At 50.5% G+C, this 25,852-nt stretch carries 19 protein-coding genes, 2 tRNA genes and 1 pseudogene; 18 read left to right on the top strand and 4 right to left on the bottom strand.

Annotated features, from left to right (window positions below):
* Nucleotides 1-17 precede the first annotated feature (17 nt).
* From hpt to LK536_RS57265, 5 genes are all read left to right on the top strand, one after another.
* A complete protein-coding gene (hpt, locus tag LK536_RS57285; RefSeq protein ID WP_025485014.1) occupies nt 18-551 on the top strand; it encodes a hypoxanthine phosphoribosyltransferase in 534 nt (177 codons plus the stop codon).
* Nucleotides 552-621: 70 nt separating this feature from the next.
* Entirely contained in the window at nt 622-2,391 is a 1,770-nt protein-coding gene (gene ftsH / locus LK536_RS57280) for an ATP-dependent zinc metalloprotease FtsH (RefSeq protein ID WP_235712125.1), read from the top strand.
* Between the two features lie 219 nt (nt 2,392-2,610).
* Entirely contained in the window at nt 2,611-2,982 is a 372-nt protein-coding gene (locus LK536_RS57275) for a PadR family transcriptional regulator (protein WP_474912563.1), read from the top strand.
* Complete coding sequence (locus LK536_RS57270; RefSeq protein WP_227795593.1) at nt 2,973-3,662, top strand: hypothetical protein; 690 nt, start codon at nt 2,973-2,975, stop codon at nt 3,660-3,662. Before LK536_RS57275 ends, LK536_RS57270 begins: the two co-directional genes overlap by 10 nt.
* A 364-nt stretch (nt 3,663-4,026) precedes the next feature.
* Nucleotides 4,027-6,147: a glycoside hydrolase family 13 protein gene (locus LK536_RS57265; RefSeq protein ID WP_227795594.1), complete on the top strand. Its 2,121-nt coding sequence runs from the start codon at nt 4,027-4,029 to the stop codon at nt 6,145-6,147.
* Nucleotides 6,148-6,378: 231 nt separating this feature from the next.
* On the opposite strand, the gene LK536_RS57260 is transcribed toward LK536_RS57265, so the two are convergent.
* Together LK536_RS57260 and LK536_RS57255 are read right to left on the bottom strand one after the other, a co-directional pair.
* Nucleotides 6,379-6,462 (bottom strand) — tRNA-Leu (locus LK536_RS57260).
* 94 nt (nt 6,463-6,556) lie between these two features.
* Nucleotides 6,557-6,638: transfer RNA gene (locus tag LK536_RS57255), tRNA-Tyr, on the bottom strand.
* A gap of 358 nt (nt 6,639-6,996) precedes the next feature.
* On the opposite strand from LK536_RS57255, the gene LK536_RS57250 reads away from it, so the two are divergent.
* From LK536_RS57250 to LK536_RS57220, 7 genes are read left to right on the top strand one after another with little or no spacing between them, the layout of a single operon-like run.
* Nucleotides 6,997-8,577 carry a uracil permease gene (locus LK536_RS57250; protein ID WP_227795595.1) on the top strand — a complete coding sequence of 527 codons (1,581 nt, stop codon included), beginning with the start codon at nt 6,997-6,999 and terminating at the stop codon, nt 8,575-8,577.
* A gap of 55 nt (nt 8,578-8,632) precedes the next feature.
* Nucleotides 8,633-10,102, top strand: coding sequence for a hypothetical protein (locus LK536_RS57245; protein WP_008720791.1), 1,470 nt, complete (start codon nt 8,633-8,635; stop codon nt 10,100-10,102).
* 18 nt (nt 10,103-10,120) lie between these two features.
* Nucleotides 10,121-10,681, top strand: a complete 561-nt coding sequence (locus LK536_RS57240; RefSeq protein WP_008720789.1) for a flavodoxin family protein — start codon at nt 10,121-10,123, stop codon at nt 10,679-10,681.
* A 33-nt stretch (nt 10,682-10,714) separates the two neighbouring features.
* Nucleotides 10,715-11,095 carry a TIGR03792 family protein gene (locus LK536_RS57235; RefSeq protein WP_008720787.1) on the top strand — a complete coding sequence of 127 codons (381 nt, stop codon included), beginning with the start codon at nt 10,715-10,717 and terminating at the stop codon, nt 11,093-11,095.
* A 38-nt stretch (nt 11,096-11,133) separates the two neighbouring features.
* Nucleotides 11,134-11,865, top strand: coding sequence for an SDR family NAD(P)-dependent oxidoreductase (locus tag LK536_RS57230; protein WP_025485024.1), 732 nt, complete (start codon nt 11,134-11,136; stop codon nt 11,863-11,865).
* Nucleotides 11,866-11,876: 11 nt separating this feature from the next.
* Complete coding sequence (locus LK536_RS57225; protein ID WP_120058701.1) at nt 11,877-12,830, top strand: dihydrofolate reductase family protein; 954 nt, start codon at nt 11,877-11,879, stop codon at nt 12,828-12,830.
* A gap of 17 nt (nt 12,831-12,847) precedes the next feature.
* Nucleotides 12,848-13,195, top strand: coding sequence for a phenylpyruvate tautomerase MIF-related protein (locus tag LK536_RS57220; RefSeq protein WP_008720781.1), 348 nt, complete (start codon nt 12,848-12,850; stop codon nt 13,193-13,195).
* Between the two features lie 63 nt (nt 13,196-13,258).
* Here the strand turns inward: LK536_RS57220 and LK536_RS57215 are convergent, their stop codons facing one another.
* Nucleotides 13,259-14,410: an ROK family transcriptional regulator gene (locus LK536_RS57215; RefSeq protein WP_227795596.1), complete on the bottom strand. Its 1,152-nt coding sequence runs from the start codon at nt 14,408-14,410 to the stop codon at nt 13,259-13,261.
* A gap of 224 nt (nt 14,411-14,634) precedes the next feature.
* Between LK536_RS57215 and LK536_RS57210 the strand changes: the two genes are divergently transcribed.
* The 6 genes from LK536_RS57210 to LK536_RS57185 all read left to right on the top strand — a co-directional run bounded on the left by LK536_RS57210 (nt 14,635) and on the right by LK536_RS57185 (nt 25,399).
* Nucleotides 14,635-15,567, top strand: a complete 933-nt coding sequence (locus tag LK536_RS57210; RefSeq protein ID WP_227795597.1) for an AfsR/SARP family transcriptional regulator — start codon at nt 14,635-14,637, stop codon at nt 15,565-15,567.
* Nucleotides 15,568-15,775: 208 nt separating this feature from the next.
* Entirely contained in the window at nt 15,776-20,281 is a 4,506-nt protein-coding gene (locus LK536_RS57205; protein WP_227795598.1) for a doubled motif LPXTG anchor domain-containing protein, read from the top strand.
* A gap of 278 nt (nt 20,282-20,559) precedes the next feature.
* Nucleotides 20,560-22,608: a DHH family phosphoesterase gene (locus LK536_RS57200; protein WP_008720772.1), complete on the top strand. Its 2,049-nt coding sequence runs from the start codon at nt 20,560-20,562 to the stop codon at nt 22,606-22,608.
* A 43-nt stretch (nt 22,609-22,651) separates the two neighbouring features.
* Complete coding sequence (gene rplI, locus LK536_RS57195) at nt 22,652-23,098, top strand: 50S ribosomal protein L9 (protein ID WP_008720770.1); 447 nt, start codon at nt 22,652-22,654, stop codon at nt 23,096-23,098.
* A gap of 85 nt (nt 23,099-23,183) precedes the next feature.
* Nucleotides 23,184-24,542, top strand: coding sequence for a replicative DNA helicase (gene dnaB / locus LK536_RS57190; protein WP_008720768.1), 1,359 nt, complete (start codon nt 23,184-23,186; stop codon nt 24,540-24,542).
* 188 nt (nt 24,543-24,730) lie between these two features.
* Nucleotides 24,731-25,399 (top strand): MerR family transcriptional regulator, encoded by a 669-nt coding sequence (locus LK536_RS57185; protein WP_025485031.1) that lies wholly within the window; start codon nt 24,731-24,733, stop codon nt 25,397-25,399.
* Nucleotides 25,400-25,548: 149 nt separating this feature from the next.
* On the opposite strand, the pseudogene LK536_RS57180 reads toward LK536_RS57185, so the two are convergent.
* Nucleotides 25,549-25,852, bottom strand: a pseudogene (locus LK536_RS57180) (hypothetical protein); the annotation flags it as partial.

The raw sequence follows: 25,852 nt of genomic DNA, 5'->3' as shown, positions 1-25,852 counted from the left end.
AAACGGAGGATAAAGTGATGGCGGATAGGATTCGTGTGTTACTGACCGAAGAAGAGGTTGACAGACGCATTAATGAGGTAGCGGCAAAAATCAGCGAGGAGTATGAGGGCAGACAGATCCACCTGATCTGTATATTAAAGGGAGGGGTATTCTTTACCTGTGAACTGGCCAAGAGGCTTACGGTTCCCGTATCCCTGGACTTCATGTCGGTTTCCAGCTATGGCGCGGGAACTGAGTCCAGCGGTGTCGTGCGGATACTCAAGGACCTGGATGAACCGCTGGCAGGCAAGGATGTACTGATTGTGGAGGATATCATTGACTCCGGCCGTACCCTGGCATATCTGATTGAGGTGCTGAAGCAGAGAGGGCCAAAGAGCATCCGTCTGTGCACGCTTTTAGATAAGCCGGAGCGCCGTGTGAAGAAGCAGGTGAAGGTGGATTATACCTGTTTTACAATACCGGATGAATTTGTAGTGGGATATGGACTTGACTATGACCAGAAGTACCGTAACCTGCCTTACATCGGAGTAGTAGAGCTGGACAATAAGTAGAAAGAAGGTCTAAGGAGGCAATTCGGTGAGACAGCAGCAGACATTTAGAGGTTTTATTTTCATACTCCTGATGCTGATCTTAATCGCCACGGCAGTGCGGCTGCCATATGCAAGACAGGCGGATAAGGTTACGAATCAGGATTTTGTCAGGATATTGGATGATGGCCAGGCAGCAGAGGTCGCCATCCATCAGAATCCGCAGACACCTACGGGTGAGGTGGTCATTACCCTGACAGACGGACAGGTGAAACGCCTGTATGTGACAGATGTAAAGGATACCCAGAAGCTTCTGGATGACCATCAGATGGAGTATGTGGTGATGGATGTGCCCCAGGAGAACTATCTGGTGACCATCATCCTTCCCTTCATGCTTTCCATCGTGGTGGTGGTCATCATCATCATGGTGATGAACCGCAGCGCGGGAGGCGGGGGAGCCAATGCCAGGATGATGAATTTTGGCAAGAGCAGGGCCAGGATGAGCCGTGACAGCAAGGTGAATTTCTCCAATGTGGCGGGCCTTGTGGAGGAAAAGGAAGAACTGGAAGAGGTGGTGGATTTCCTTAAGAATCCACAGAAGTATACCAGTGTCGGAGCCAGGATCCCCAAGGGGCTGCTTCTTGTGGGACCGCCTGGAACCGGTAAGACGCTGTTGGCCAAGGCAGTGGCCGGTGAGGCCGGGGTGCCCTTCTTTTCCATCTCCGGTTCTGACTTTGTGGAAATGTTCGTAGGTGTGGGCGCATCCCGTGTCCGCGACCTGTTTGAGGAGGCCAAGAAGAATTCACCCTGTATCGTGTTCATCGATGAGATTGACGCGGTTGCGCGCCGCAGGGGAACCGGCATGGGCGGCGGCCACGATGAGAGGGAACAGACCCTGAACCAGCTGCTGGTTGAGATGGACGGTTTTGGCGTCAATGAGGGAATCATTGTCATGGCAGCCACCAACCGCGTGGATATACTGGATCCTGCAATCCTGCGGCCGGGACGTTTTGACAGGAAGGTTGCGGTGGGCCGTCCGGATGTAAAGGGACGCGAGGAAATCCTCAAGGTGCACTCCAAGGAGAAACCTTTAAGCGAGGATGTGGACCTGCGCAGGGTGGCGCAGACCACGGCAGGGTTTACAGGCGCCGACTTGGAGAACCTGATGAACGAGGCAGCCATTGTCTCTGCAAGGGAGAACCGCAGGTTCATCAAGCAGAGCGATATTGACAGGGCATTTGTAAAGGTGGGAATCGGCGCTGAGAAGAAGAGTAAGGTGATTTCCGAAAAGGATAAGAAGATTACGGCATACCATGAGGCGGGCCATGCAATCCTGTTCCATGTGCTTCCGGACGTGGGTCCTGTGCACACGGTCTCCATTATCCCGACCGGAATCGGCGCAGCCGGATATACCATGCCTCTTCCTGAGAATGACGAGATGTTCAACTCCAGGGGACGCATGATGCAGAACATCATGGTGGACTTAGGCGGCAGGATTGCCGAGGAACTGATATTTGACGATATCACTACAGGGGCATCCCAGGACATCAAGCAGGCAACCCAGATTGCCAGGGCCATGGTTACCCAGTACGGTATGTCCGACAAGGTGGGCATGATCCAGTACGGCGGGGATGACAATGAAGTGTTCATCGGACGCGACCTGGCACACACCAAGTCCTATGGCAACGGTGTGGCGGATACCATTGATACTGAGGTGAAGCGGATTATCGACGAGTGCTACCAGAAGGCAAAGGATATCATCAAGGAATATGATTACGTCCTGCATTCCTGTGCCAGCCTTTTGATTGAAAAGGAAAAGATTAACCAGGAAGAATTCGAGGCGTTATTTAATCCGGCCCAGTAAGCGGTATGTGGACTGTGTCAGGAAGAATATGATAAAGATTTAGGATATATGGGGAATACCGGAAACAGCGCGGACTTTTGTCTGCGCTGTTTCCGGTTATGTTCTTGCCAAAATGTTCTCTTATGCCATACCTGTATATTGACCAATCCACTACCTTGTGATACAATGTAGTAAGGTATATTGTATTACAAGGTAGGATGGGGCGTGCAGATGGCGGGAATGAAATATCAGACACATCCCGGGGAGGAGGAAACCTGCGTGGACAGAACCCAATTAATGAAAGGCATCCTGGAAGGCTGCATCCTGAAAATCATTGAAAGCCGTGAAACCTACGGATATGATATTGTTTCGCAGCTGCAGGATAATGGTCTTACGGAAGTAAGGGAAGGTACCCTTTATCCTCTCCTGCTTCGGCTGGAGAAGAAGGGACTGATTACCGCCACCTATAAACCCAGTCCCCTGGGACCTAGCCGCAAGTACTATACGCTGACCGGAGAAGGCCATGGATATCTCAATGATTTTGGAACCGTCTGGCAGGAGATAAGCATATCGGTCAATCATATATTTGAAGGAGGAAAATCATGGCCCTGATACACAATAACCTGAAAGACCTGCAAAAGGAGAACAGTATCTCAATAAAAACCATCCGGTCTGACCAAAACAGGAATGAGGTGACCCGCATGATTCAATACCTGTCATCCTCCCATCTGTCTCTTTTTCAGATTGAGGTCATCCAAAAGGATCTTATAGGAATCGCGCTGGAAGCTGACCGGGAGCAGATGACCATGTCTGAAAAACTGGGAATCAGTATGAAGGAGTTCTGTGACGGCATCATCCAAAGCACGGAGGAGTACCCGGCAAGGAGGGAGCGCATATACCAGGAAGTGGTCACGGCTGTCCAGTATCTTTTTTATCTGTATGCCATTGAATATATCATCTTCCAGTCAGTCCCCGCCCATTGGGGAATCAGTATCCAGCTGACGGTGGGTCTGCTTGTATTCCTTACCTTGAACCGCATGACCAGCCTTTATATCAGGAACCGGCTTTCCCTTCACCCCAAAGCATACATGCGCAGCATGTACAATGTTGCAATGCTGGCCGGCTTTATCATCTATGTCCTCATAACACGCCTGTTCCTCCGTCATATCCACACACTCCTGTTTTACGGAAACGGCTGGCTTATCCTGTCAGTCCTTGCTTTCATGGCCCTGATTGCTACATTTTCCATGAACCGTTACTGGAATAACTGCTCCCAAAAGTATAATTACTGAGTGGTTTTTGATTAAAAGGGTGTGTTTCCTCGAATAAGCCCCCCTCCTTTGTCTATTTTCACCACAAACCACCTGGAAAAAATTGCATCTTTGTGCACACTTTTTTTCATACCTGTGATATTATAATAGACGTAACCCCCCCCAATACATTATATAGTTTTTGCTACACCCCATAAGAAACGAAATACCTTCTCCTGAAAAGCCTGGCTACCCCGCCAGGCTTTTCACTTTGTGGCAGGTGTGCAAAAATGCCACCGTTATCGCGGTTTTTCTACTATTATTCGTCTTGTGCAATTGTGGGAATTCATATACAATAGATGGAAGGGAAGTATTTTTTGAACAAATAAGGAAAAGGATATAAAGAGTGGAAGACAATATAAACGGACTAATCAACAGGGAGGCCCTATTTTCCTCAGAGACAGAGGACTACCGTTTTCCGGCTGAGCCGGACGCAGATGACGATGTAATCCTCCATATGCGGACAGGTAAGGGCAACGCAGAACATGTATATTACGTAGAGGACAATGCTGAGGTTGAGATGACCAAGGTCCTTTCAGATGAATTGTTCGACTATTATGAATATGAAATCACAGTAGGCACCGATCAGGTGCTTTATCACTTTAAAGTTGTATCCGGACAGGATGTCTGTATATATAACCGCCTGGGCGCCGTGGATGAGGCCCAGCCAGGGTTTGATTTTAAGATCACCCCGGGGTTCCATACACCGGAATGGGCCAAGGGTGCTGTGATGTATCAGATATTTGTGGACCGGTTCTGCAATGGCGATAAAAGTAATGATGTGGAGACCTGTGAGTATGTATATATAGGCCGTCCGGTCCAGCGGGTTGAGGACTGGGGCAGGAACCCGTCCGCAATGGACGTGGGATATTTTTACGGCGGCGACTTAAAGGGGGTCTGGGATAAACTGGACTATATCAAAAGTCTTGGCGTGGAGGTCATTTACCTGAACCCGATTTTCGTATCCCCGTCCAACCATAAGTATGACTGCCAGGATTATGAACATATCGATCCCCATTTTGGCAGGATTGTGAAGGACGGCGGCAGGCTGGTGGATGAGAATGCCACTGATAACCAGGACGCGGAGAAGTATGTGATACGCAGTGCGGGAAGGGAGAACCTGGAAGCCAGTGATGCATTTTTTGCTGAATTTGTCCAGGAAATCCACAGGCGCGGCATGAAAATCATACTGGACGGCGTGTTTAACCACTGCGGTTCTTTTAATAAATGGCTGGATGCGGAAGAAGTGTATAAGCATTCAGGGGATTATGAACCGGGGGCCTATGAATCCAAGGACAGCCCTTACCGCAGCTTTTTCCACTTTCATGATGAGAGGGACCAGGCATGGCCCCGCAACACCACATATGACGGATGGTGGGGGCATGATACCCTGCCCAAGCTGAATTATGAAAATTCTGACAAGCTGGTGGAGTATATACTGAATGTTGCAAGGAAGTGGGTTTCCCCGCCGTATTCAATTGACGGATGGCGTCTGGATGTGGCTGCCGATCTGGGCCACACCTCGGAATATAATCATTCCTTCTGGCGCAGGTTCAGGCAGGCCGTGAAGGAGGTTAATCCGGATGTGCTGATTCTTGCAGAGCATTACGGTGACCCGGCGTCCTGGCTGGAAGGGGACCAGTGGGACTCCATCATGAATTATGATGCGTTCATGGAGCCGGTCACTTGGTTCCTGACCGGTATGGAGAAGCACAGCGACAGCTATAACGGCGGCCTGTGGGGAGATGGGGAAGCATTTTTTAATGCAATGAAGTTCCATATGAGCCGTATGCAGACCAACACCGTGATGACGGCCATGAACCAGCTGTCCAACCATGATCATTCAAGGTTCCTTACAAGAACCAACCAGATGGTGGGCAGGACCGGAACCATGGGGCCTGACAGGGCAGGAGAGAACATAAAGCTGTGCGTGCTCCGGGAGGCGGTGGTAATCCAGATGACATGGCCGGGCGCCCCCACTTTCTATTATGGTGATGAGGCTGGCGTGTGCGGCTGGACCGACCCGGACAGCAGAAGGACGTATCCCTGGGGCAGTGAGGACCTGGAACTGATTGAGTTCCACCGCTATATGACCGGTATCCATAAAAGGGTCCCGGCGTTCCGCAAGGGAAGCGTGAAGCCGCTGGTGGCAGGGTATCAGAAGATTGCCTATGGGCGCATGTATGAGAACTATCAGGCAGTGACCGTTGTGTGCAACAGCCCTGAGGCGCAGACCATGGAGATTCCGGTGTGGCAGCTGGGCATAACGGATGACATGATTCTTGGACGCCCTATCCTGTCCACGGAGGATGGGTATAACGCCGGAATCATGATGTACCGTGTAAGGGAAGGTATCCTGAAGGTTAACATGCCTTCATACAGTGCTGCGGTGTTTATCTCCAGGCCCGAGGATTTTTACCCGGTTGTGGATTCGCGGTTTGCCGATGGCGTGGGGGAGGAGAAGTAGGAGTGAGGAAGAAGAATCCGGGGATGTGCAGAGGATTCATGGGAATATAGATAGGGAATTGAAAGGGAGAGCGCTTTGTGGCGGCAGATATCAGGATGCGGCCATGAGGCGCTTTTTCTTTTGGCTCTTTGTCAATCGTTGGGGTGGGATTTGGTTGAAAGCATGAATATGAAAAATCGGATAGGGTGGACATAAAAAGACCTGGAACATACGTTCCAGGTCTTTCCCACATGCGGGTGGCCGGACTTGAACCGGCACGGTATCGCTACCGAGGGATTTTAAGTCCCTTGTGTCTGCCTATTCCACCACACCCGCAGCGTACGGATGTACTTATATGCATGCCGCGGCTGAAAACGAGGACCTTTACGCGCTGTGCACTGATGTCCTTAAGCTATGACCGGCATGCTAGTGGGCGAAGGTGGATTCGAACCACCGAAGCTATTAGCAGCAGATTTACAGTCTGTCCCCTTTGGCCACTCGGGAATTCGCCCAATGAATGCGTTGATAAGCAGTGATTATAATACCACAGACATCAGGAAAAATCAAGAGGTTTGCCAATAATTTTCATTATTGTCCGCCAAATATCCGTCAAATAATCACCTGGATAATCATTAAATATCCATCCATAAAAAGCAGGAAGGTTTCACAAAAAAGTATTGACAAATAAATAACGAAGTGATATATTTAAAAAGGATTAGGAATCCGTTTTTAAATATATAGTTTGTTTAATACTCAAATAAAGAATGAAATATTTTGCATAACCAGATAATATAAACGTTGAATTTATCGTTTATTTTTCTTTGCAAACTTTGTTTAATTCACAAACAAATAAATGGAGAACTTTTAACAATGGGAAAAGAAGGATTTAAGTATCACTGGTGGGGGAAGGGAGATATCGATGCTTCCTTTGGTATATTCTTTGATGGCTTTTCGAAAATACTCACCGCCACAGGCATCATGACCATGGTGTTCGGCATGCCGGCCAGGATTGTCATAGGAAAGGTGGTTCCGGGAATCGGGCTGGCGATTTTCCTTGGGAACCTGTGGTATTTCTACGAGGCCAGACAGCTGGCGGTCAGGGAAAAACGTCAGGATGTGACGTCCCAGCCCTTTGGGATCGGTGCATCCCAGCTGTCGGGCTGGCTGTACCTGATCATAGGGCCGGTGTACTGGCAGACAAAGGATGCGGAACTGGCCTTCCAGGTCGGGCTGGCAGCTGCCTTTATCGGAGGCATGGTGGAGATTGCAGGCGGTTTTGCGGGCCGGTGGATCATTGATAATATTCCCAACTGTGCGCTGATGGGGAACATGGCCTCATCTGCAATGGTATGGCTCTCCATTGTGGGCCTGGCCATGGTGTTTGATAAGCCGGTGTATGGGCTCCTTCCCTTGTTTATCATCATTATTGATTACTTAGGTAAGGCGGATAAACGTTTTGCGAAGATTCCTTCAGGCGTGGCGGCAATCCTCATTGGAACCGCGGTGGCCTGGGCCGGGGGATACCAGACCTGGGGGCAGTTTGAACAGTCTTTTGCAAGCCTTGGTTTCTATCCTCCATCCTTAAGCGCCGGGGATATAGCTGCTGGTTTTAAGGGCATTGTTCCCTTCCTGCCTGTGATTATCCCGCTGCAGATAAACAATTTCCTGTCAACACTTCAGGGACTTGAGTCGGCCAGGATGGCGGGGGATACATATCCGGAGCGCCGTTCCATGATAATGGACGGGGTTTCCACCATTGCAGGATCCCTGTTTGGCAATCCCTTTCCAACCACCGTGTATTTCGGACATCCGGGCTGGAAGGAACTGGGGGCAAGGGCTGGATTTTCCCTTGTGAATGGCTGTCTTTACCTGCTTATCTGTACCACCGGGCTGACCGGGGTGCTGATGGCCGTCATACCCACGGAAGCCGTCATGGTGCTTCTTATCTTCGTTGGATTTTCCGTGACGGACAGCACCTTCCGTTCCATGGATAAGAAGTATTATCAGGTCATATTCCTGTCATTGATGCCCATCCTGTTCCAATACATGCAGACCCTGATCAGTTCAGCGGTCCAGGCCGCGGGAGGTGTGCTGGAAGCCATACCGGTCCAGGACTTTGCCGAGTATTCCGTGCCTATTGAGGGAATCATGTATCTTGGGAACGGCGGTTTCCTTACCAGCCTTCTGCTGGCCGGGCTTCTGGCCTGTGTGGTGGACCGCAGGTATAAGATGGCGGGAAGCTTTGCGCTGGTCATGTCCGGGTGCGCGGCCATTGGCTTGATACACTGTCCGGGAATTGAGCTGCTGTCACGGCCTGGCATCATATTCGGCGTCATCTATCTCACGGTGGCCATTTTCCTCTTTTCCAAGGGCTGTTACTTTGAACACCAGCCGGATGGACAGGCGGAGGGGAGGCCGGACCAGGCATTGGGAAAGCGGGCTGTGGGGTAAAACAGGCCCGGACATGCAGGATCATATATCATTTTCATTATAGGAGGAAATAAGTATGGGAAAGGCTAGTATACCCTTTTTCAAAAAGGCGGACCTGGATGCATCCATCGGTGTTTTCTTTGATGGGTTTTCCAAGGTAATTGTTGCAATCGCTATTTTAGCAGGAACATTCGGACTGGATGGAGGCACGATATTCGGCACCATGATGCCGGGCGTATTCCTCACCGTGGTCATATTAAACGGCGGCCTGTGGCTTTATTACAGGAAGATAGCCGCTGACCGGGGGGATTCTGACCTGACGGCCATACCGGCAGGTCTTCAGGCCGGCCGTATGTTCATATGGCTTTACAGCATCATGCTGCCCGTGTTCCTCAGTACGGGCAATGCTGATCTGGCATTTAAGACAGGTGTCCTGGCGCATCTGGTGGGAGGAATCATCTTCATCATCGGCGCGTTTGTGGTTCCGGTGATTCTACGGATTGTACCGGCAGGCGCCCTGTTCGGCTCGCTGGCAGGCGGGGCCATGGCCTTCCTGATCATGCAGTCCATGAACGGTGTGCTGAAAATGCCTCTTGTTGGCTGGCTGTCCCTGATGGTGCTCTTTGTCATCTATCTGGGCAAGGTGGAGGTAAAGCTCCCCGCTGCATTGATTGCAATCGTCATCGGTTCAGCGGTGGCCTGGGTCAGCGGTGTCATGGGATTTGGCGCGGTGACGGAATCCCTGGGCAACCTGAATTTTTACATACCGCACCCGGTACTGGATATTTTCAATCCCCAGGTTGTGGGTTCCATGATTCCTTTCCTTCCTATCATCATTGTATTCTCACTGAACGAGGTAATCACGGGAATCCAGGCAGTGGAACAGGCCAGGGAATGCGGGGATACTTTCTTTACAACAACAAAGCCGCTGGTGCTCTGCGGTCTGGCAAGCATTGTGGGCGCATGTTTTGGAAATCCCCTGGCAGTGGGATTGTACTGGGGATACCCGGGATGGAAGAAAATGGAATCCGGCACAGGGTATCACCTGGGAATCGTGGCGCTGTACGCCCTGGTGGGCCTGACAGGCCTGTCAGCCATCATCAATGCATTCATACCCGAGGCCGTTGTGCTGCCTATCCTGGTGTTTGTTGGGATATCCAGCTACTCCCAGGCATTCGAGGTGGTGGATAAGAAATATTTCCCGGCTGTCATCATGGCCTCCCTGCCCGTTGTCATGGACTTTATCGTGGACAACATGAGGGAAGGGGCGCTGCCCGGATTCACCGCCTTTGACCCTGGTTCTGCGTTTGTGGGACTGCTGGTGGGCTGTGTGTTTGTATTCATCATTGATAATAACTGGAAAAATGCATCCATCACCAATGCAGCGGCCCTGGCCCTTACCGGTATCGGGATGATCCATTCACCGGGTATTCTGGGAACGGAAACCTATGCCCCGGACATGGGCTTCATCCAGGTGTATGTGGTATTGATTATTGTATTTGCAATTATGCATTTTATAGGATTTAATAAGAAAAAGACAGCGTAAAACAGGAGGACTTAAGAAGTGAAGACCTTGGTAATTATTGGAGCAGCGAGAAAGAACGGACATACACGCCAGATGGTGGATCTGTTCCTGGAGCATCTGGACGGGGAAAAGGAAATCATTGACGCTTACCGTACAGAGGTACAGCCGTGCATGGACTGCCGTTTCTGCTGGAAGAAAAAAGAATGTGTGATTAAGGATGGGATGCAGGATATCTATCAGAAGCTGGAGGAGGCTGACAACATAGTGCTGGCTTCACCCATGTATTTCCATTCCATAACAGGCAGGATGAAGGCGCTGATTGACCGTTTCCAGGTATACTGGGCAGGCCATGTGAGACAGGACATGCCAAAGAAGATGCTCCGCAAGGGCGCAATCCTGATGGTAGGCGGCGCGCCTTCCTTTGAGAACCAGTTCCTGGGAGGGGAAATCGTCCTTAAGAACCTGCTAAATGACCTGAGCACGGAGTGCCTGGGCCAGGTCTGTCTGCCAAACAGCGACAGGGACAGCCTTGAGACAAGGAAAGACATTGCAGACCAGGTGGCTGCACTGGCTGAAAAGATGAATCAGGCATCAAGATAAAAAATAAAAACAAACATATAAGGAGGAAGTATCATGCAGGGTTATACTTACACAAAGGGAGAACATTATCCGGTGGAGCATCTGGTTTTCAAGGTGGCGCCGGAGGACGTTGAGCACTATCTGGCGGTTGACCATGAAATCTGGACATTAAAGGAGGCATATGCGCCTGGGTTCGACCATATCCCGTTCCTTTATAAGGAGGTCTGGGTCAATGACAACAAGCCGGGGGAAATCCATTTTATCTTTGTATGGGAGAGCATTGAATCCTGGAGAAAGATTGATGACAAGGAATACCAGGCCAAACTGATTAAGGAATTCGATGAGAAGTTCGGAAGGCCATATGAGTTCGTGCGCTGCGTACAGAATGAAGAGAATTTCGGCGTACACCGTGTAAGCCGTTTTGAGCGGATCTGATGCAATTGTGGATGGAATCTGGAAAGTGAGGTAAAGTGATGAGATTTGAAGATAAAGTGGTAATCATTACCGGGGCAAGTTCCGGTATCGGCGAAGGCGTTGCAAAGAAGTTCCTGGAAGAGGGTGCACTGGTTGTGGGGTGCGGCATTGAACCTGAGATGCACATCCGGAATGAACATGCAATCTATGTCCAGGCGGACCTGACTGATTTTTCCCAGGCGCAGCATGTGGTGGAGGAAGCGGTCAGGGCCTTTGGAAGGGTTAACAAGCTGGTCTGCTGTGCGGGCGTTACCTTTGTAGGCTCCCTGGAGACAACGGGTTATGATATGTTCATGCGGGAGCTTTCCATCAACATGGGCGGCGTGTTCAACATGTGTAAGGCAGCTGTGCCTGAACTGAAAAAGCAGGAAGGCTCCACCATTGTCACGGTTGGCTCAGACCTGGGTGTCCGTCCGATCCCGGAGCGGATTGGCTACTGCCCGTCCAAGGCAGGCGTCATCATGCTGACCAAGTGCATTGCCCTGGAGTATGCCCCGTCCATCCGCGCCAACGCCATCCTTCCCGGACTGGTGCGCACACCTATGATCGAGCAGAGATTTACAGAGGCAGAGGACCCGGCGGCCTTAGAAGAGGCATATGCAAGCCTTTACCCCCTTCACAAGATGGGAAAAGTCGAGGATATGGCCAATGCAATCGCATTCCTGTCCAGCGATGAAAGCGGATTCATGACAGGTGAAATCATGCATGTATGCGGCGGCAGCCTGATTTAAGGAGGAGAGACATGGCAACATCTTTATTTAAAATGCCCTTTGACATTGACAAGACAAGGGTTCATCAGATTTACAGGAGTGAGACTTTAAACCAGGCCCAGGTGGAGACCATTACCTGTGATGAGATGAAGGAAATCTACGGGGAGCTTAAATTTGATAAGCTTTATGAGGACCGTCCCTATACATACACATCCCTGGTAACGTCCATTGACGGCAGGATTGCATTTACAGACGCGCCCCAGGGGCCGCTTATCGCTAAGCTGAACCAGTACGACGGCGACGGCGCAGGGGCTGACTGGTGGATCCTTAACATGTTAAGGGCTGTATCGGACGGCGATATCATCGGGGCTGGAACCATGAATGCAGAGAGCGATTACACGGCCCATGTATTTTCCAGGCAGCTGGAGGACGCAAGGGTGGCTGCAGGGATGCAGCCGGTCCCGTGGAACATCATCTCTTCCCTGGACGCAACCGATATTCCGTTTGACCATCTGCTGTTTAAGACAAAGGAAGTCCCGGTGATGATCAGCACCAGCGCGGCCGGGATACCGGTCATACAGGAAAAGATGAAGGAAGACTACTATCTGACAGGCCCGGTTCATGACATATCTGAGGTGACCGGGGAAATGATAGAGGCCATGAAGGCCAACCGGGACAAAATCCTGGTAATCGCAACCGGGGACAAGGCGCCTGACTCCAAAGTGGCTCTTTATATCATGAAGAAGTTCGGTCTTGATAAGGTCCTGGTCGAGACACCGTCTTACATGCATTATCTGGTATCCCAGAAAATGATGGACGAGCTTTTCTTTAACTACTCCTGCATCTATGTGGGCGGACAGGCATTGACCATTGGAAAGTTCGGGCAGGAATTCGGTTCCAAGGACCATCCGCATACAAGGATGCTGAGCATCCATTCCCACAGCGACCATTTCTTTTATTTCAGGCATAAGCTGATTTACGATTAGGGAGAGGAGCAGATAGCATGCCGTGTATACAGGTAAAAACAAACGTTAATACTTCCGGGGAAAAGGCAGAGGCGGTTAAGACCGCCTTAGGACAGGCCATCAGCCTCCTTCCCGGCAAAAGCGAGGACTGGCTCATGGTCGCCATTGAGGACGGATGTCAGATGTATTTTGGCGGGCGGGGCGGACGTCCCATTGCCATGGTGGAAGTTAAGATTCTGGGAAATTCTATTGATAAGGAAGGCGCGGAGCGCATGACCGGGGAGATTACCAGGGCGTTAGGCGGGACATTGGGGGTATCGCCTGACGATATGTATATTAAATATGAAGCATCCCCGGACTGGGGATGGAACGGGACGAATTTCTGATAAGCCGGATTCGCCAACCGTTTAAGAGGGACTTGGATTTCCAGGTCCCTTTTTTCTGATGTATTAACCATGGGCCGACAATATCTCGAAAAATTCCTCGATGGCCTTAAGGGATGCGCCAAGGATGGGGGCTTCATTTCCAAGGGTGGAGATGAGGATTTCCTGGGTATGGGTGATGGGCAGGATGATATCCTTCATGATCTCCGGCATCAGGTAAGGCAGTGACTGGATAAGATGGGAGTTAAGGATGATCATCTCACAGTTCACAAAAAATATGATGTTGGATAACCCAATGGCCAGATTCTTAATGTAGGTATCAAGGATTCCCAAGGCAAGGGGATTCTGCTTCCTGACCAGCTCAATAAACCCGTCAATGTCTTCCAATGGGGTTTCCAGATGCAGGTTGGCCTCGTCCAGAAGATACTGGTCGGAACAGTACTGTTCCCAGCAGCCGTATTTGCCGCAGGAACATTGCTTTGTCTCCTGGATGTTGATGGTGTGGTGGCCCACTGCATTGGCGAATCCCAGGTATCCGCGGATAAGGCGGCCGTTGGATATCATGCCGCAGGAAATGACGTCGGTTAAGCACAGCACGGTCAGTTCCTCATATTGAGAATGGAGCCTGGATTCCATGGAGGCAGCCAGATTGCCGTCATTGTCAATATACACAGGCACATGATACCGCTGTTCCAGAAGGGATTTGATATCGATGTTATGCCACTGGAGCTTGGGAATGAAGCGGATGACCCCGTCCAGGTCAATGATTCCCCTTACAGCCAGGCTGATGCCGATAAGACCGTAGGGACAGGGCGGGATTTCCCGTATCATCCTGTCGATGGCAATGTAAATCTGCTGGTATACATGGGAAAATGCCTGCTTCTCAACCGGTATGGACTGGCGGCTGATGATTTCGTTATTCAAATCCGTGAGGATGAGGCCCAGGCGGCGGGCGCCGATATCAATGGCAATGCAGTACCCTGCCCTGGCGGCCAGTGTAAGGATGATGGGACGCCTTCCGCCACTGGAATCCCCCATGGTGGTTTCCTCCACCAGCTTAAGGCTCATCCACTCTTTCACGATGGTGGACACGGTGGCCTTATTAAGGCCCGTCTCCTCGGAAATGCGGGCGCGGGAAATCTGTTTTTTATTCAGTATGTGCTTGATGATGGTCAGCCGGTTGGCGGAACGTATATCTTTGGTCTGTGATATTTTCATAGGCGTGCCTCGAATATGGATGGATTATGGTTTTTCAGCATGTTTTTATAATAGCATATAGAGAAAATGGCTGCAAGGACCAGCTTGTTTCCAACTGGTGCATTTCCGTTTCTGAGTATTTTCATAAATGTGATTTTGGGATACGTTTAGGGATAAACCGTGATATAATGGAAACAAATGGAAAACCGCAGACAGGCCACCGGTTATCAAAGGCAGGTGTACATATGGAAAATGATTGTGATGTTAAGGAAGAAACGGAAGGGAAGGAACTTTATGTCTGTACCCTTGGAACATTGGATGCGCGCTATGGAGGCGAACCTCTGGATATCCCGCTTTCAGCAGGAGGTAAGGTAATCCAGCTGTTTCTCCTGCTTATCTGGGCGGGAAAAGAGGGGATAAGCCGGGTGAAGCTTCAGGATTCCCTATATGATAGGAAGAATACGGATGCGGCCAATGCATTAAGAATTACGGTTTCACGTTTGAGGAAAATGCTTTCCCAGTCCATCTTACAGGATAAGATAAAGATTGAGGTGTACAAAAGCACCTATTATCTCAATGTATATGATGAACACCTGAAAATCGGGATGGATGCCGTCCTGATGGACAATTACTACCAACAGTCCCAAAGGGCTGAAACAGATACCTGCCGCCAGCAGCTGCTGGAGTCCGTATGCCGTTTATACAACGGGGATTTTCTGCCGGTTATGTCCGGAGAGGCATGGGTGGAAAGCAGCAGGAGCCATTATCAGGACATTTATTTTAAAAGTGTCAGGGAGGCCTGCGCATTGATGGCCCGGCACAGGGATTATGAAAAGATAGTAAAATTGTGTGATACGGCCCTTGAGATATATCCTCTGGTGGAGTGGGTGGAAGAAAAGATGGAGGCGCTGTTATCCCTCAAGAGATACGGGGAGGCGCTGAAGGCCTATGAAAATGCCCTGATCATGGCCAGCGATTTAAAGAAGGATAAATGCCGTATGATAGAGAACCGCATTGCAAACAGCATGAGGAGCCGGTGCGGGCAAAAGGTTATCCTGCATCTGCAGAATGTGGATCTGGGGGAGTGGGGCGGGAAGAACGAAGAAGCGGAAAAGCTTCAGAAACAGCGGGATGCCGGAAAGCGGAAGAGGAGTAAGAAATACTATATGCAGCGATAGGGCTGATGGTGGGAATGGATCTTCAAGCATACCTTAATATGCATTGTAAAAGGGCGGGCGGTTACAACCCGGTCACAAAATAGAAAAAAACCATAATATCAGTAAAAAAATGTTTTTATGAAATGGTTTGTGAAATGCCTTTTCCTGTATGATTATACCAAGAGTTTGTTCGAAGCACGTATTTTTGGGATATGAGGAGGAAATGGCTGTGTTTAAAAGGAATTTATCAAAAAAACATTGCCGCCATATGGCATTCCTGACTGCGTTTGTGCTCGCATTTACAAATGTGGGTTCATGTATGACCGTGTCATTCGCAGAGGAAATCGTGGGCGGTGAGGCAGGCGGAAGCGGAGCTGGTGATGTTGGCGGAAGCGGGACCGGAGGGGAAGGCGGAAGCGGAAGCAGGACCGAAGGGGAAGGCGGAAGCGGAAGCGGGACCGAAGGGGAAGGTGGAAGTGGAAGCGGGACCGAGGGAGAAGGCGGAAGTGGAAGCGGGACCGAAGGGGAAGGCGGAAGCGGAAGCGGGACCGAAGGAGAAGGCGGAAGTGGAAGCGGGACTGATGGAGAAGGCGGAAGCGGAAGCGGGACCGAAGGGGAAGGCGGAAGCGGAAGCGGGACCGAAGGAGAAGGCGGAAGCGGAAGCGGGACCGAAGGAGAAGGCGGAAGCGGGACCGAAGGAGAAGACGGAAGCGGGACCGAAGGAGAAGGCGGAAATGGAAGCGGGACCGAAGGAGAAGGCGGAAGCGGGACCGAAGGAGAAGGCGGAAATGGAAGCGGGACCGAAGGAGAAGGCGGAAGCGGAAGCGGGACCGAAGGAGAAGGCGGAAATGGAAGCGGGACCGAAGTGGAAGGCGGAAATGGAAGCGGGAATGATGCTGATGGAAAAAATGATGCTGAAACAGATCAGGAAAATCCAAATGGCGGAACCACAGGCAATCCGGGTAACCCAGGGGCTCCAGCGGCACCTGAAGTAACGCCAAAGGAAGATTATGAATTCACAATATCCTATGTCATAGACCCGGAGGAGGGCGCAGCAGTAAAAGGACCTTCTAAAGCCGAAGAAGGGGAATCCGTTATTTTTACGGTCAAGCCGGAAAAGGGTTATGTCATTGACAGCGTGACGGCGGACTACATGGAAGTAGGGCTTTATGAAGAGGCCAGGACGGCAAGCAGTTCCGAAGCTGAATACCATGGAGAGCCGGATTTTTCCAAACCGCAGAAATATATAATAGAGTCAGTGGATGCAGATATGGAAATCCTGATTATCATGGAGAATGAGGAAGCACTGGCAGAAGCCTCAGTAACATTGGATGACGGCACGACCGTGACTGCACAGTGGGATGCGGGCATTATCCCGGAACGTGCAGAACTGGATGTGAGGGAAGTCACACAAGAGGTGAAGGATGCCGTAATAGCTGGCGTGGAGGGCACGGATACCAATCTGGCAGAGGATGTGCCCGCTGAAAATCCAACTGAAAAGGTTACGGATGTGATGGCATATGACATTACACTGGTTGATGGGGATACGGTATATGATACCTGGGAGGAAGGAACCGTTAAGATAACCTTCAGCGGTCCTGCCATAGAGGAAAAAAGCGCGGAGGCAGACAGGGTTTCCATCTTCCATGTGGACGAAGGAAATGTATTGACGGAAATGTCGGCAGAACTGGCGGAAGGCGATGCAGCCGTTGAGGAGATAGGGTTTGAAGCAGGGCATTTCTCAGTATATGCACTGGCCTTTATCAAAGGAGGTTCAAATGTTGGGACGGTAAAGATTGTCCAGGCAGTGTTGGGAAGCAATCCTTCTGAGGATGGTAATGCGGAGGTAAAGACATATGCACTGCCGGAAGGCGCGGACCAGGTTTCCGTGCAGACCATAGCCGGGAAACTGGACCCCGTGCAGTCAGGGGACACTGCATTGTCATTCCTTAAGGCAACGTATGACGCAGCCGGAACCATGCCTGTAACAGGACTTCAATACGATAGTGTAGCAGGGCTTCAGTATAAGACGGAGGATTCCCTGGGTTTAGTAGATACGGAAACCGTATTGTATTTCTGGTATGGGGAAGGGATGACTGTCAATCCCCAGATGCAGGTGAGCGAGATCCAGCAGGCCGTTGACATGGCTGGTGTAATCATGTTTGAACCTGGAAATTATAAGGATCTGGTCCTTAAAATAGCAGGAGAAAAGACATTGATCCCGTTGGGGGAGGTTGTCTTCCTCGGCGAGACCATGAGAAGCCCTGCAATTGATATTACCGGCGATACTGCCCTTACCATCGGCGGAGGGGAAGGGTCTAAATTATCCATTCAGGGATACGGGGACGGTATCAGGCAGGAAGGTAAACAGGACATTACATTCACACTGGAAATCAGCCAGGAAAGCACGCTGGAGTTAACAGGGAATAAGGTATATGATACCAACCATGGAAATGGAATCTGGATCAGCGGTAAGGGAAGCACATTTAACCTTATCGGCAGGAGTGATTCTACCTTCATTGCAAGCGATAACGGCGGAAGCGGTGTTCTTGCTTATGGTGGGGAACCATATACAAGCGAACAGCAGAACGTAACAGTGAAAATTAATTTTAATGGCAGCAGACTGGTGGATATGAGCCGGAACAGGATTGGAAGTGGCTATCACAGCGGTATTGGCTGGTACACCGGAACCACCCTGGAGTTTGTGGGCTGTGCAGAGGTTCATATCGATGATAATCAGATAGATGCCATCATGTTCAGTTCCTCCTATAAAAATGTGGGTGGGACGGCTGTAGCTGTTCCGGTTGATTCAGAATTATACGTTGAGGATTGTCCGGAATTTACCATGAATGGAAATGAATCATGGGGAACAAATGGCGGGAATGTAACGGTTTTAAATTCAACCGTGGAGTGCAGCGGCAATTCCAGCCAGCCATGGGCTAATGTCCAGAAGACAGCATCTAATCTGTACTGTTTCTCACTGGTTGCCAGGGACTCTGAAATCAGGGCTGACAATTGCGGGACTTACAGCGGTATCTGGGTGGCAGGGAATGCAGAAATATCCGGTTCCAGGCTGTATGTCAGCGGGAACGGCATTGACAATTACGGAAAGAACGGATGCACCGGAGGGTATGGCATACTGTTCGGCGGTCTGGCAGATATATCAGGCAGCGAATTATTGATAGAAAATAACGGTTTGGCCGGAATCATGTTCTCCAATGGAAGAAGCCCTGAAAACACATCCAGCATCACGGACAGCACAATCAGGACCATGGGCAATGGTAAACTGGCACAGACCGCGGACCGGGCCATCAATAAATCAGGTATTGCATTATATACAGGAATACTGGATACCGCGGACAGTAACCTGGTGCTGCTGGAATCCGACAACAGATACGGCATGGGATTTGAGGCCGAGGGAAGGGCACAGCTGATATTGGATGGACACGGCGTGTCGGCATACCAGGCAGGCGGGAATGAGTCTTACTCTTCCAGGCAGGGACATTATCACACCATGATGAACGGTTCCCTCCAGGCGGTACGCGACCATATGTCCGGCACCTACAGCTTTAACGGGGTACAGTCCGCAGACGAGGTATATGTTGCCCCGGTTAATGGATACCAGACAAAACTGACCCGTTTTGACCTTAATGCGGAGATTAATAAAGAGGTAGGGGATGGCAGGGACCAGTCCTTCCGGTATCTGGACCCCAACAGCAGACAGCTGGTGGATTATGGGTTCCGTTATAACCGTACGGGAGAAGACCTTATGGACGGGGAATCCGGCAATGCATATGTCTGGGCGCCGGTATCAATCCTCCATTACGATGCAACAGAAGGCATGATCAGTGATTTTAAGACAGCAATCCAGGGCAATGTTTCCCTGACAAATACCAGAGGTGATGGCACGTCCATTGGAAATACAGGGGATGGAGCCCAGACAGGCGCCCGTTACGGGACGGATTATACAGTATTTGGTAATAGCATGAACCTTAGCGAAGGAGAGCTTCCTGACGTTGGCGACAGGGCCGGGTATAAATTCCTGGGCTGGTATGCGGCGGATGATGAGGCGAAAGCGGCAGAGTATGCGGGAAGCGGCAACTGGAGCGCACTTTATGGTATTTTGAATGTGCCATTTACCTCATCCTCAAAGGTGGCAGCGGATATGGGGGATGTGGGAACGGGACAGGCGGAAAAGACCATCTACGCAAAGTGGGGACTTCCTTCCGACCATACCATAACCATCCATTACCTTGATAAAAATTCAGGGGCTTCCATTTCTGCCAGCTATACCTCCGGTATAATCAATGAGGGCGGGCAGTACAATGTGTATGACCAGATTCATAAAGCCATTGCCAACTATACATGGGACAGTTATGCAGGGGTTCAGACAGATGAGGTTTCCGGTATCCTGACCCAGGACCTTGTATTTAATGTATATTATACATATAATGGCTCTACTGGCGGAGGCAGCGGCAGCGGAGGCGGAGGCGGGACTTCCAGCGGCGGGCGCAGGGCAACTCCTGAGACAGGAGGCCCTGGTGTGACCATTGAGCCGGAGGCAGTACCACTGGCGCCGCTTCCTGAGAATACGGTTGTGATTCCCGGGGAGGAAGTACCTCTGGCACCTCTTCCGAAGACAGGAGAACGCTCCACATCCCTGTGGGTATGCCTGACGGCTGGCCTGGTTCTTGGAATGTACAGTCTTCTTGGCAGGAAGAAGGAAGAATCATGACGGGATGCATTAACAACACCATATAAAGACCTTAAAAATAACTTAGTAATTGGCTCAGATGTGGCTCATACGTCTTACATCTGGGCTTTGGGACGGGAATTCCGGTGAAAACCGGGTTCCCGTTCCGTCATTGTGGGGCTGTGCAGTAAGATGATTTGAACCCGCTGCCATCTGGTGCATTGCTGGTAAAAACTTTATTTTATGGACGAACCGCGGCAGATATGGTATACTAGCTAAGATAGGCGTATTCCGATTATGGATACGATTGGAGGCAGACTATGAAAGATAAAGGAAGGACGCGGGGGACGTTTAAGGTCTACCTGCAGTGGCCGCTCTTTTTGTCGGTCCTTTTGGTTATACTGACTGCCGCTGTTGGAGCGGTATCCATAAAGGCCGGCATTATAGTATCGGTATTTACCATTGTCTATATAGGGATTGCCCTTTGGCTTTACTTTTCAAGAAGAAGAGGCATACTTGCAGGGCTCATTGCATTTTCATCCGCCTATGACCAGAGCAGGCAGAACCTGATGGAAGAGATGCTCATGCCCTACGCGGTAGCGGACGGCAGCGGACATCTTTTGTGGATGAACCGGGAGTTTGCGGCAATCCTTGAGGAAGACAGGAATTCATATAAGAATATCACGGCCATGTTCCCTGAGATTACAAGGGAAATGCTGGCCACGGGCGGCGAGATCGTAAGTATCCATAGTGCGTTCGGCGACAGGAAGTACCGCATTGATTTAAAGCAGGTGGTTGTGGATAAGCTGGATGTTGCGGTGGCGGATAACGGCCTGGAGGGACAGGGGACATTCGTGACAGCCATTTACCTGGTTGACGAGACCCAGACCCTTTTGTACATGCAGCAGATTAATGACCAGAAGCTGGTGGCCGGGCTTATTTACCTGGACAATTACGACGAGGCGCTGGAAAGCGTGGAGGAGGTACGGCGCTCCCTGCTGACCGCCCTGATTGACAGGAAGATCAGCAAGTACATTTCAGGCATGAACGGCATTGTGAAGAAGCTGGAGAAGGATAAGTACTTCTTTGTCATCAAGCAGCAGTACATGGCCAAAATCCAGGAAGAGCGTTTTTCCATCCTGGAGGATGTAAAGACAGTGAACATAGGCAATGACATGGCGGTTACCCTGAGTATCGGCATCGGTATGAACGGTGACAGCTATAACCAGAACTATGAGTATGCCAGGACCTCCATCGACATGGCGCTGGGACGCGGAGGCGACCAGGCTGTTGTGAAGGATTCCGGCAAGATACAGTATTACGGCGGCAAGGCGCAGCAGATAGAGAAGACCACCAGGGTCAAGGCCAGGGTGAAGGCCCATGCCCTCAGGGAACTGATGGAGAACAAGGACAGGCTTTTAATCATGGGACACAGGCTGGCGGATATTGATTCCTTTGGCGCGGCAGTGGGTATCTACCGGATTGCCGTATCCATGAATAAAAAGGCCAATATCGTGGTCAACGAGGTGACATCCTCGGTGCGCCCCATGCTGGACCGTTTTGTAGGGAATCCGGAATATCCGGAGGATATGCTTCTGACCGGCCCCAAGGCGGCCGAACTGGTGGATCAGGGCACCATGCTGGTGATTGTTGACGTGAACCGTCCAAGCATAACCGATGAGCCGTCCCTGCTGCGCATGGTGAAGACCATCGTGGTCCTTGACCATCACAGGACCAGCAGTGAGATTATTGATAATGCGGTGCTTTCCTATGTGGAGCCATACGCATCTTCAACCTGCGAGATGGTGGCGGAGGTATTGCAGTATATTGCGGACGGAATTAAGGTAAAAACTGCGGAAGCAGACGCCATGTATGCCGGTATCGTGATTGACACCCAGAATTTCACCAACCAGACAGGTGTGAGGACATTTGAGGCCGCTGCCTTCTTAAGGCGCAGCGGGGCCGACATCACCAGGGTGCGTAAGCTTTTCAGGGAAAACATGAAGGATTATCAGGCCAAGGCAGAGGCTGTGCGTAAGGCAGAGGTATATATGGATGCATTTGCAATCAGTGAATGCCCGGCCGATGGGCTTGACAGCCCCACCATCATAGGCGCCCAGGCTGCCAATGAACTGTTGGAGATACGCGGCATCAAGGCTTCGGTGGTACTTACGGATTATAATGGGACCATTTACTTCAGCGCCCGTTCCATTGACGAGGTCAATGTACAGGTGATGATGGAGAAGCTGGGCGGCGGCGGACACCGCACCATTGCCGGGGCACAGATGGAAGGCGTATCCATTGAAGAGGCCAAGGAACGTTTGAAGGAAGTCATCTGCCAGATGCTGGAGGAAGGCGAGGTGTCCTGACCAAGGACATGATATAGACAGAAACAGAAAGGAAGTATGTGACATGGAAATTGTATTACTGGAAGATGTGAAAGCATTAGGAAAAAAGGGACAGATTGTAACGGTAAATGACGGCTATGCGAGGAATTTCATCCTGCCCAAGAAGCTTGGCGTGGAAGCTACTTCTAAGAATTTAAATGACTTAAAGCTTAAAAAGGCCAATGATGCCAGGCTTGCAGCAGAAGTACTTGCGGCAGCCAAGGAACTGGCTGCAAAGCTGGACGAATCCAAGGTGACCCTTTCCATCAAGGCAGGGGAAGGCGGCAGGGCATTCGGCTCTGTATCCAACAAGGAAATCAGCAAGGCCATCACAGACCAGCTGGGACTGGAAATTGACAAGAAGAAAATCGTGCTGAACGACCCCATCAAATCCATTGGAAGCTTTGAGGTTCCCATTAAGCTTCACAAGGATGTGACAGCCAGACTGGCCGTGAAGGTAGTGGAAGCATAAGAAAGCATGGAGTATGTAATGGATGATGGTATGACCCGCCCCGGAAGGAGCGGGTTTACTAAATGGAATACAGGAGACGATTAATATGGAAGAAGCCCTGATTAAGCGGGTGCTGCCCCACAGCCTGGAGGCAGAGCAGTCTGTCATTGGTTCCATGCTGATGGACAGGGAAGCGGTCATTGCTGCATCGGAAATCATTACTGGAAGCGATTTTTACCAGCAGCAATATGGAATTATGTTTGACGCCATGGTAGAGCTGTTCAATGAAGGAAAACCAGTGGACCTGGTAACGCTTCAGGACCGGCTTAAGGAAAAGGATGTGCCGCCCGAGGTCAGCAGCCTGGATTTTGTGCGTGATATCATAACCATGGTGCCTACATCGGCCAACGTAAGGTCTTATGCAACCATTGTGGGGGAAAAGGCAGTGCTCCGAAGGCTTATTAAGACCACGGAGGAGATTGCCAATACCTGTTATGCGGGAAAAGAACCCTTGGAGAATATCCTGGCGGATACGGAGAAGTCTGTTTTCAACCTGCTGCAGAACCGTGGGGGCCAGGATTTTGTCCCGATTAAGCAGGTTGCCATTAATGTGCTTGAGAAGATTGAGGATGCTTATAAGAACCAGGGCACGGTTACGGGTATCCCTTCAGGATTCATTGACCTGGATTACAAGCTGTCCGGCTTCCAGCCATCGGACTTCATACTGATAGCGGCCCGTCCCTCCATGGGTAAAACGGCGTTTGTCCTTAACGTGGTGGATTATGTGGCGGTGCGCAAGAGCCTGCCCTGCATGGTATTCAGTCTGGAGATGTCCAAGGAGCAGCTGGTAAACCGTATGCTGTCCATGGAATCCAACGTGGATTCCCAGAAGCTGCGTACCGGTACCCTGACGGATTCCGACTGGGATGCGGTGGTTGAGGGTATTGGGATCATCGGTAATTCCAAGCTGATCATTGACGATACGCCCGGTATCTCCATCTCAGAGCTGCGCTCCAAGTGCCGGAAGATGAAGCTGGAATACGGTCTTAACATTGTAATCATCGACTACCTTCAGCTGATGAGCGGAAGCAAGAAAGGCGGAGGGGATAACCGTCAGCAGGAAATCTCAGACATTTCCCGTTCCCTAAAGGCCCTGGCCAGGGAGCTTCATGCGCCTGTGATTGCCCTGTCCCAGCTGTCCCGTGCCTGTGAGACCAGGCAGGACCACCGGCCCATGCTTTCTGACCTGCGTGAGTCCGGGGCCATTGAGCAGGATGCGGACGTTGTCATGTTCCTGTACCGTGACGATTACTATAATAAAGATACGGAACATCCCAATGAGGCTGAGGTCATCATAGCCAAACAGCGTAACGGTCCCATTGGTACGGTTACTTTAATCTGGAAACCGGAGTACACAAAGTTTGTCAATGCAGCCCGCCCGCAAGGAGGCGGACCCCAGGAATAAATTCCCCCTGCGTCCAAGGGACGCGGGGGTTTTTGCTGTGCAGATGCAGTACGGTAGAGCCCGCATTTCCCGTCCATGCCGGAAGGTTCTGGTATTTTTTTAAGCCGGGTGTCATAATATCCATTCTCAACGCATACACTAATAGTAAGGCAGGACATGCCTGTTAAGATGTGAAGGAGAGAATGGCTATGGATGAAGTACATTATCTGATATCGGATGCGTCCAAAAAGGTCGATGTGGAGGCCCATGTATTAAGATACTGGGAAGAAGAGCTGGAACTTGATATTCCCCGTAACGAGATGGGGCACCGGTACTATACGGATTTACATATCCGCCTGTTCAAGCAGGTTAAAAACCTGAAAGAAAAAGGGTATCAGCTGAAGGCAATCAAACATGCGCTGAACCAGGTACTAAAGAAAGACGGAAAAGCCCAGGGTGAGCTTTCCGATGAAATATTAGAGCGGGACATGAGTGCGGCCCTGCGTGAATTCAAGGAAGAGGATGGAAACACATCCTTAAGCACGGTCAAGGGTGACACGGGTTCGGTGGTTGCCATAGAGGAAAAGATGGAGCAGTTCCAGCAGATCATGAACCTCATTATCGGGCGTGCCCTGGAAGTAAACAATGAGAAGCTGAGCCAGGATATCAGCAGCCTTGTCAATGACAAGATGGGCAAGGAACTGGAGTTCCTCCTGCAGGCGTCGGACCAGAAGGAAGAGGAGCGTTTCCGCCAGCTGGACGAGACCCTGAGGGCGTATCAAAAAGGCGGACAGGCTGAGGCAGCGGCTGCCAAGGTTCCGTTTTTCAAGCGCCGTAAATTCGGACGCAGCGGGAAAAAGCTGCGGGACGGTAAGTAAAGACAGTAAATTTATTGGTAAATAAAGGTCCGGATATTAAGGCTGGATGAAAATAAGTGCAGGCGAATTGTATATAAGCAGGGCCGGAATCTGTGTTTAGCGGATTCCGGCCCTGCTTTTGCCCAATAATATTTTTTTCACCTAAGGAATTATTTCCAATATGTATTTAAATATATTCCTGCGCTGTCTTCTGTTAACTGGAATTTTTCAACTAATTTTTCAAGGCATTGCCCACGTGACAGATGCAGTTCCCTGCAGGTCTCTACCAGGGCCTGTATGCCTTTTTCCAGGCCTTTTTCGATTCCTTTTTCAATCCCCTTCTCTTCACGTTCCGCCAGTTCATCTGCAAATAATTCCTTCAATGCCTCGCACATTCTCCTGCCCTCCTCATATTGTTTCTGATTGGCCCTGACTATGACGTCCATCACCGCCTGATAGAGCGGGTCGTTCTTC

The sequence above is a fragment of the Clostridium pacaense genome (assembly GCF_020709765.2).
Taxonomy (GTDB): domain Bacteria; phylum Bacillota; class Clostridia; order Lachnospirales; family Lachnospiraceae; genus Enterocloster; species Enterocloster hominis.
Note: the sequence above shows the minus strand (reverse complement) of the source record. Positions and strands in the feature narration are given on the sequence as shown.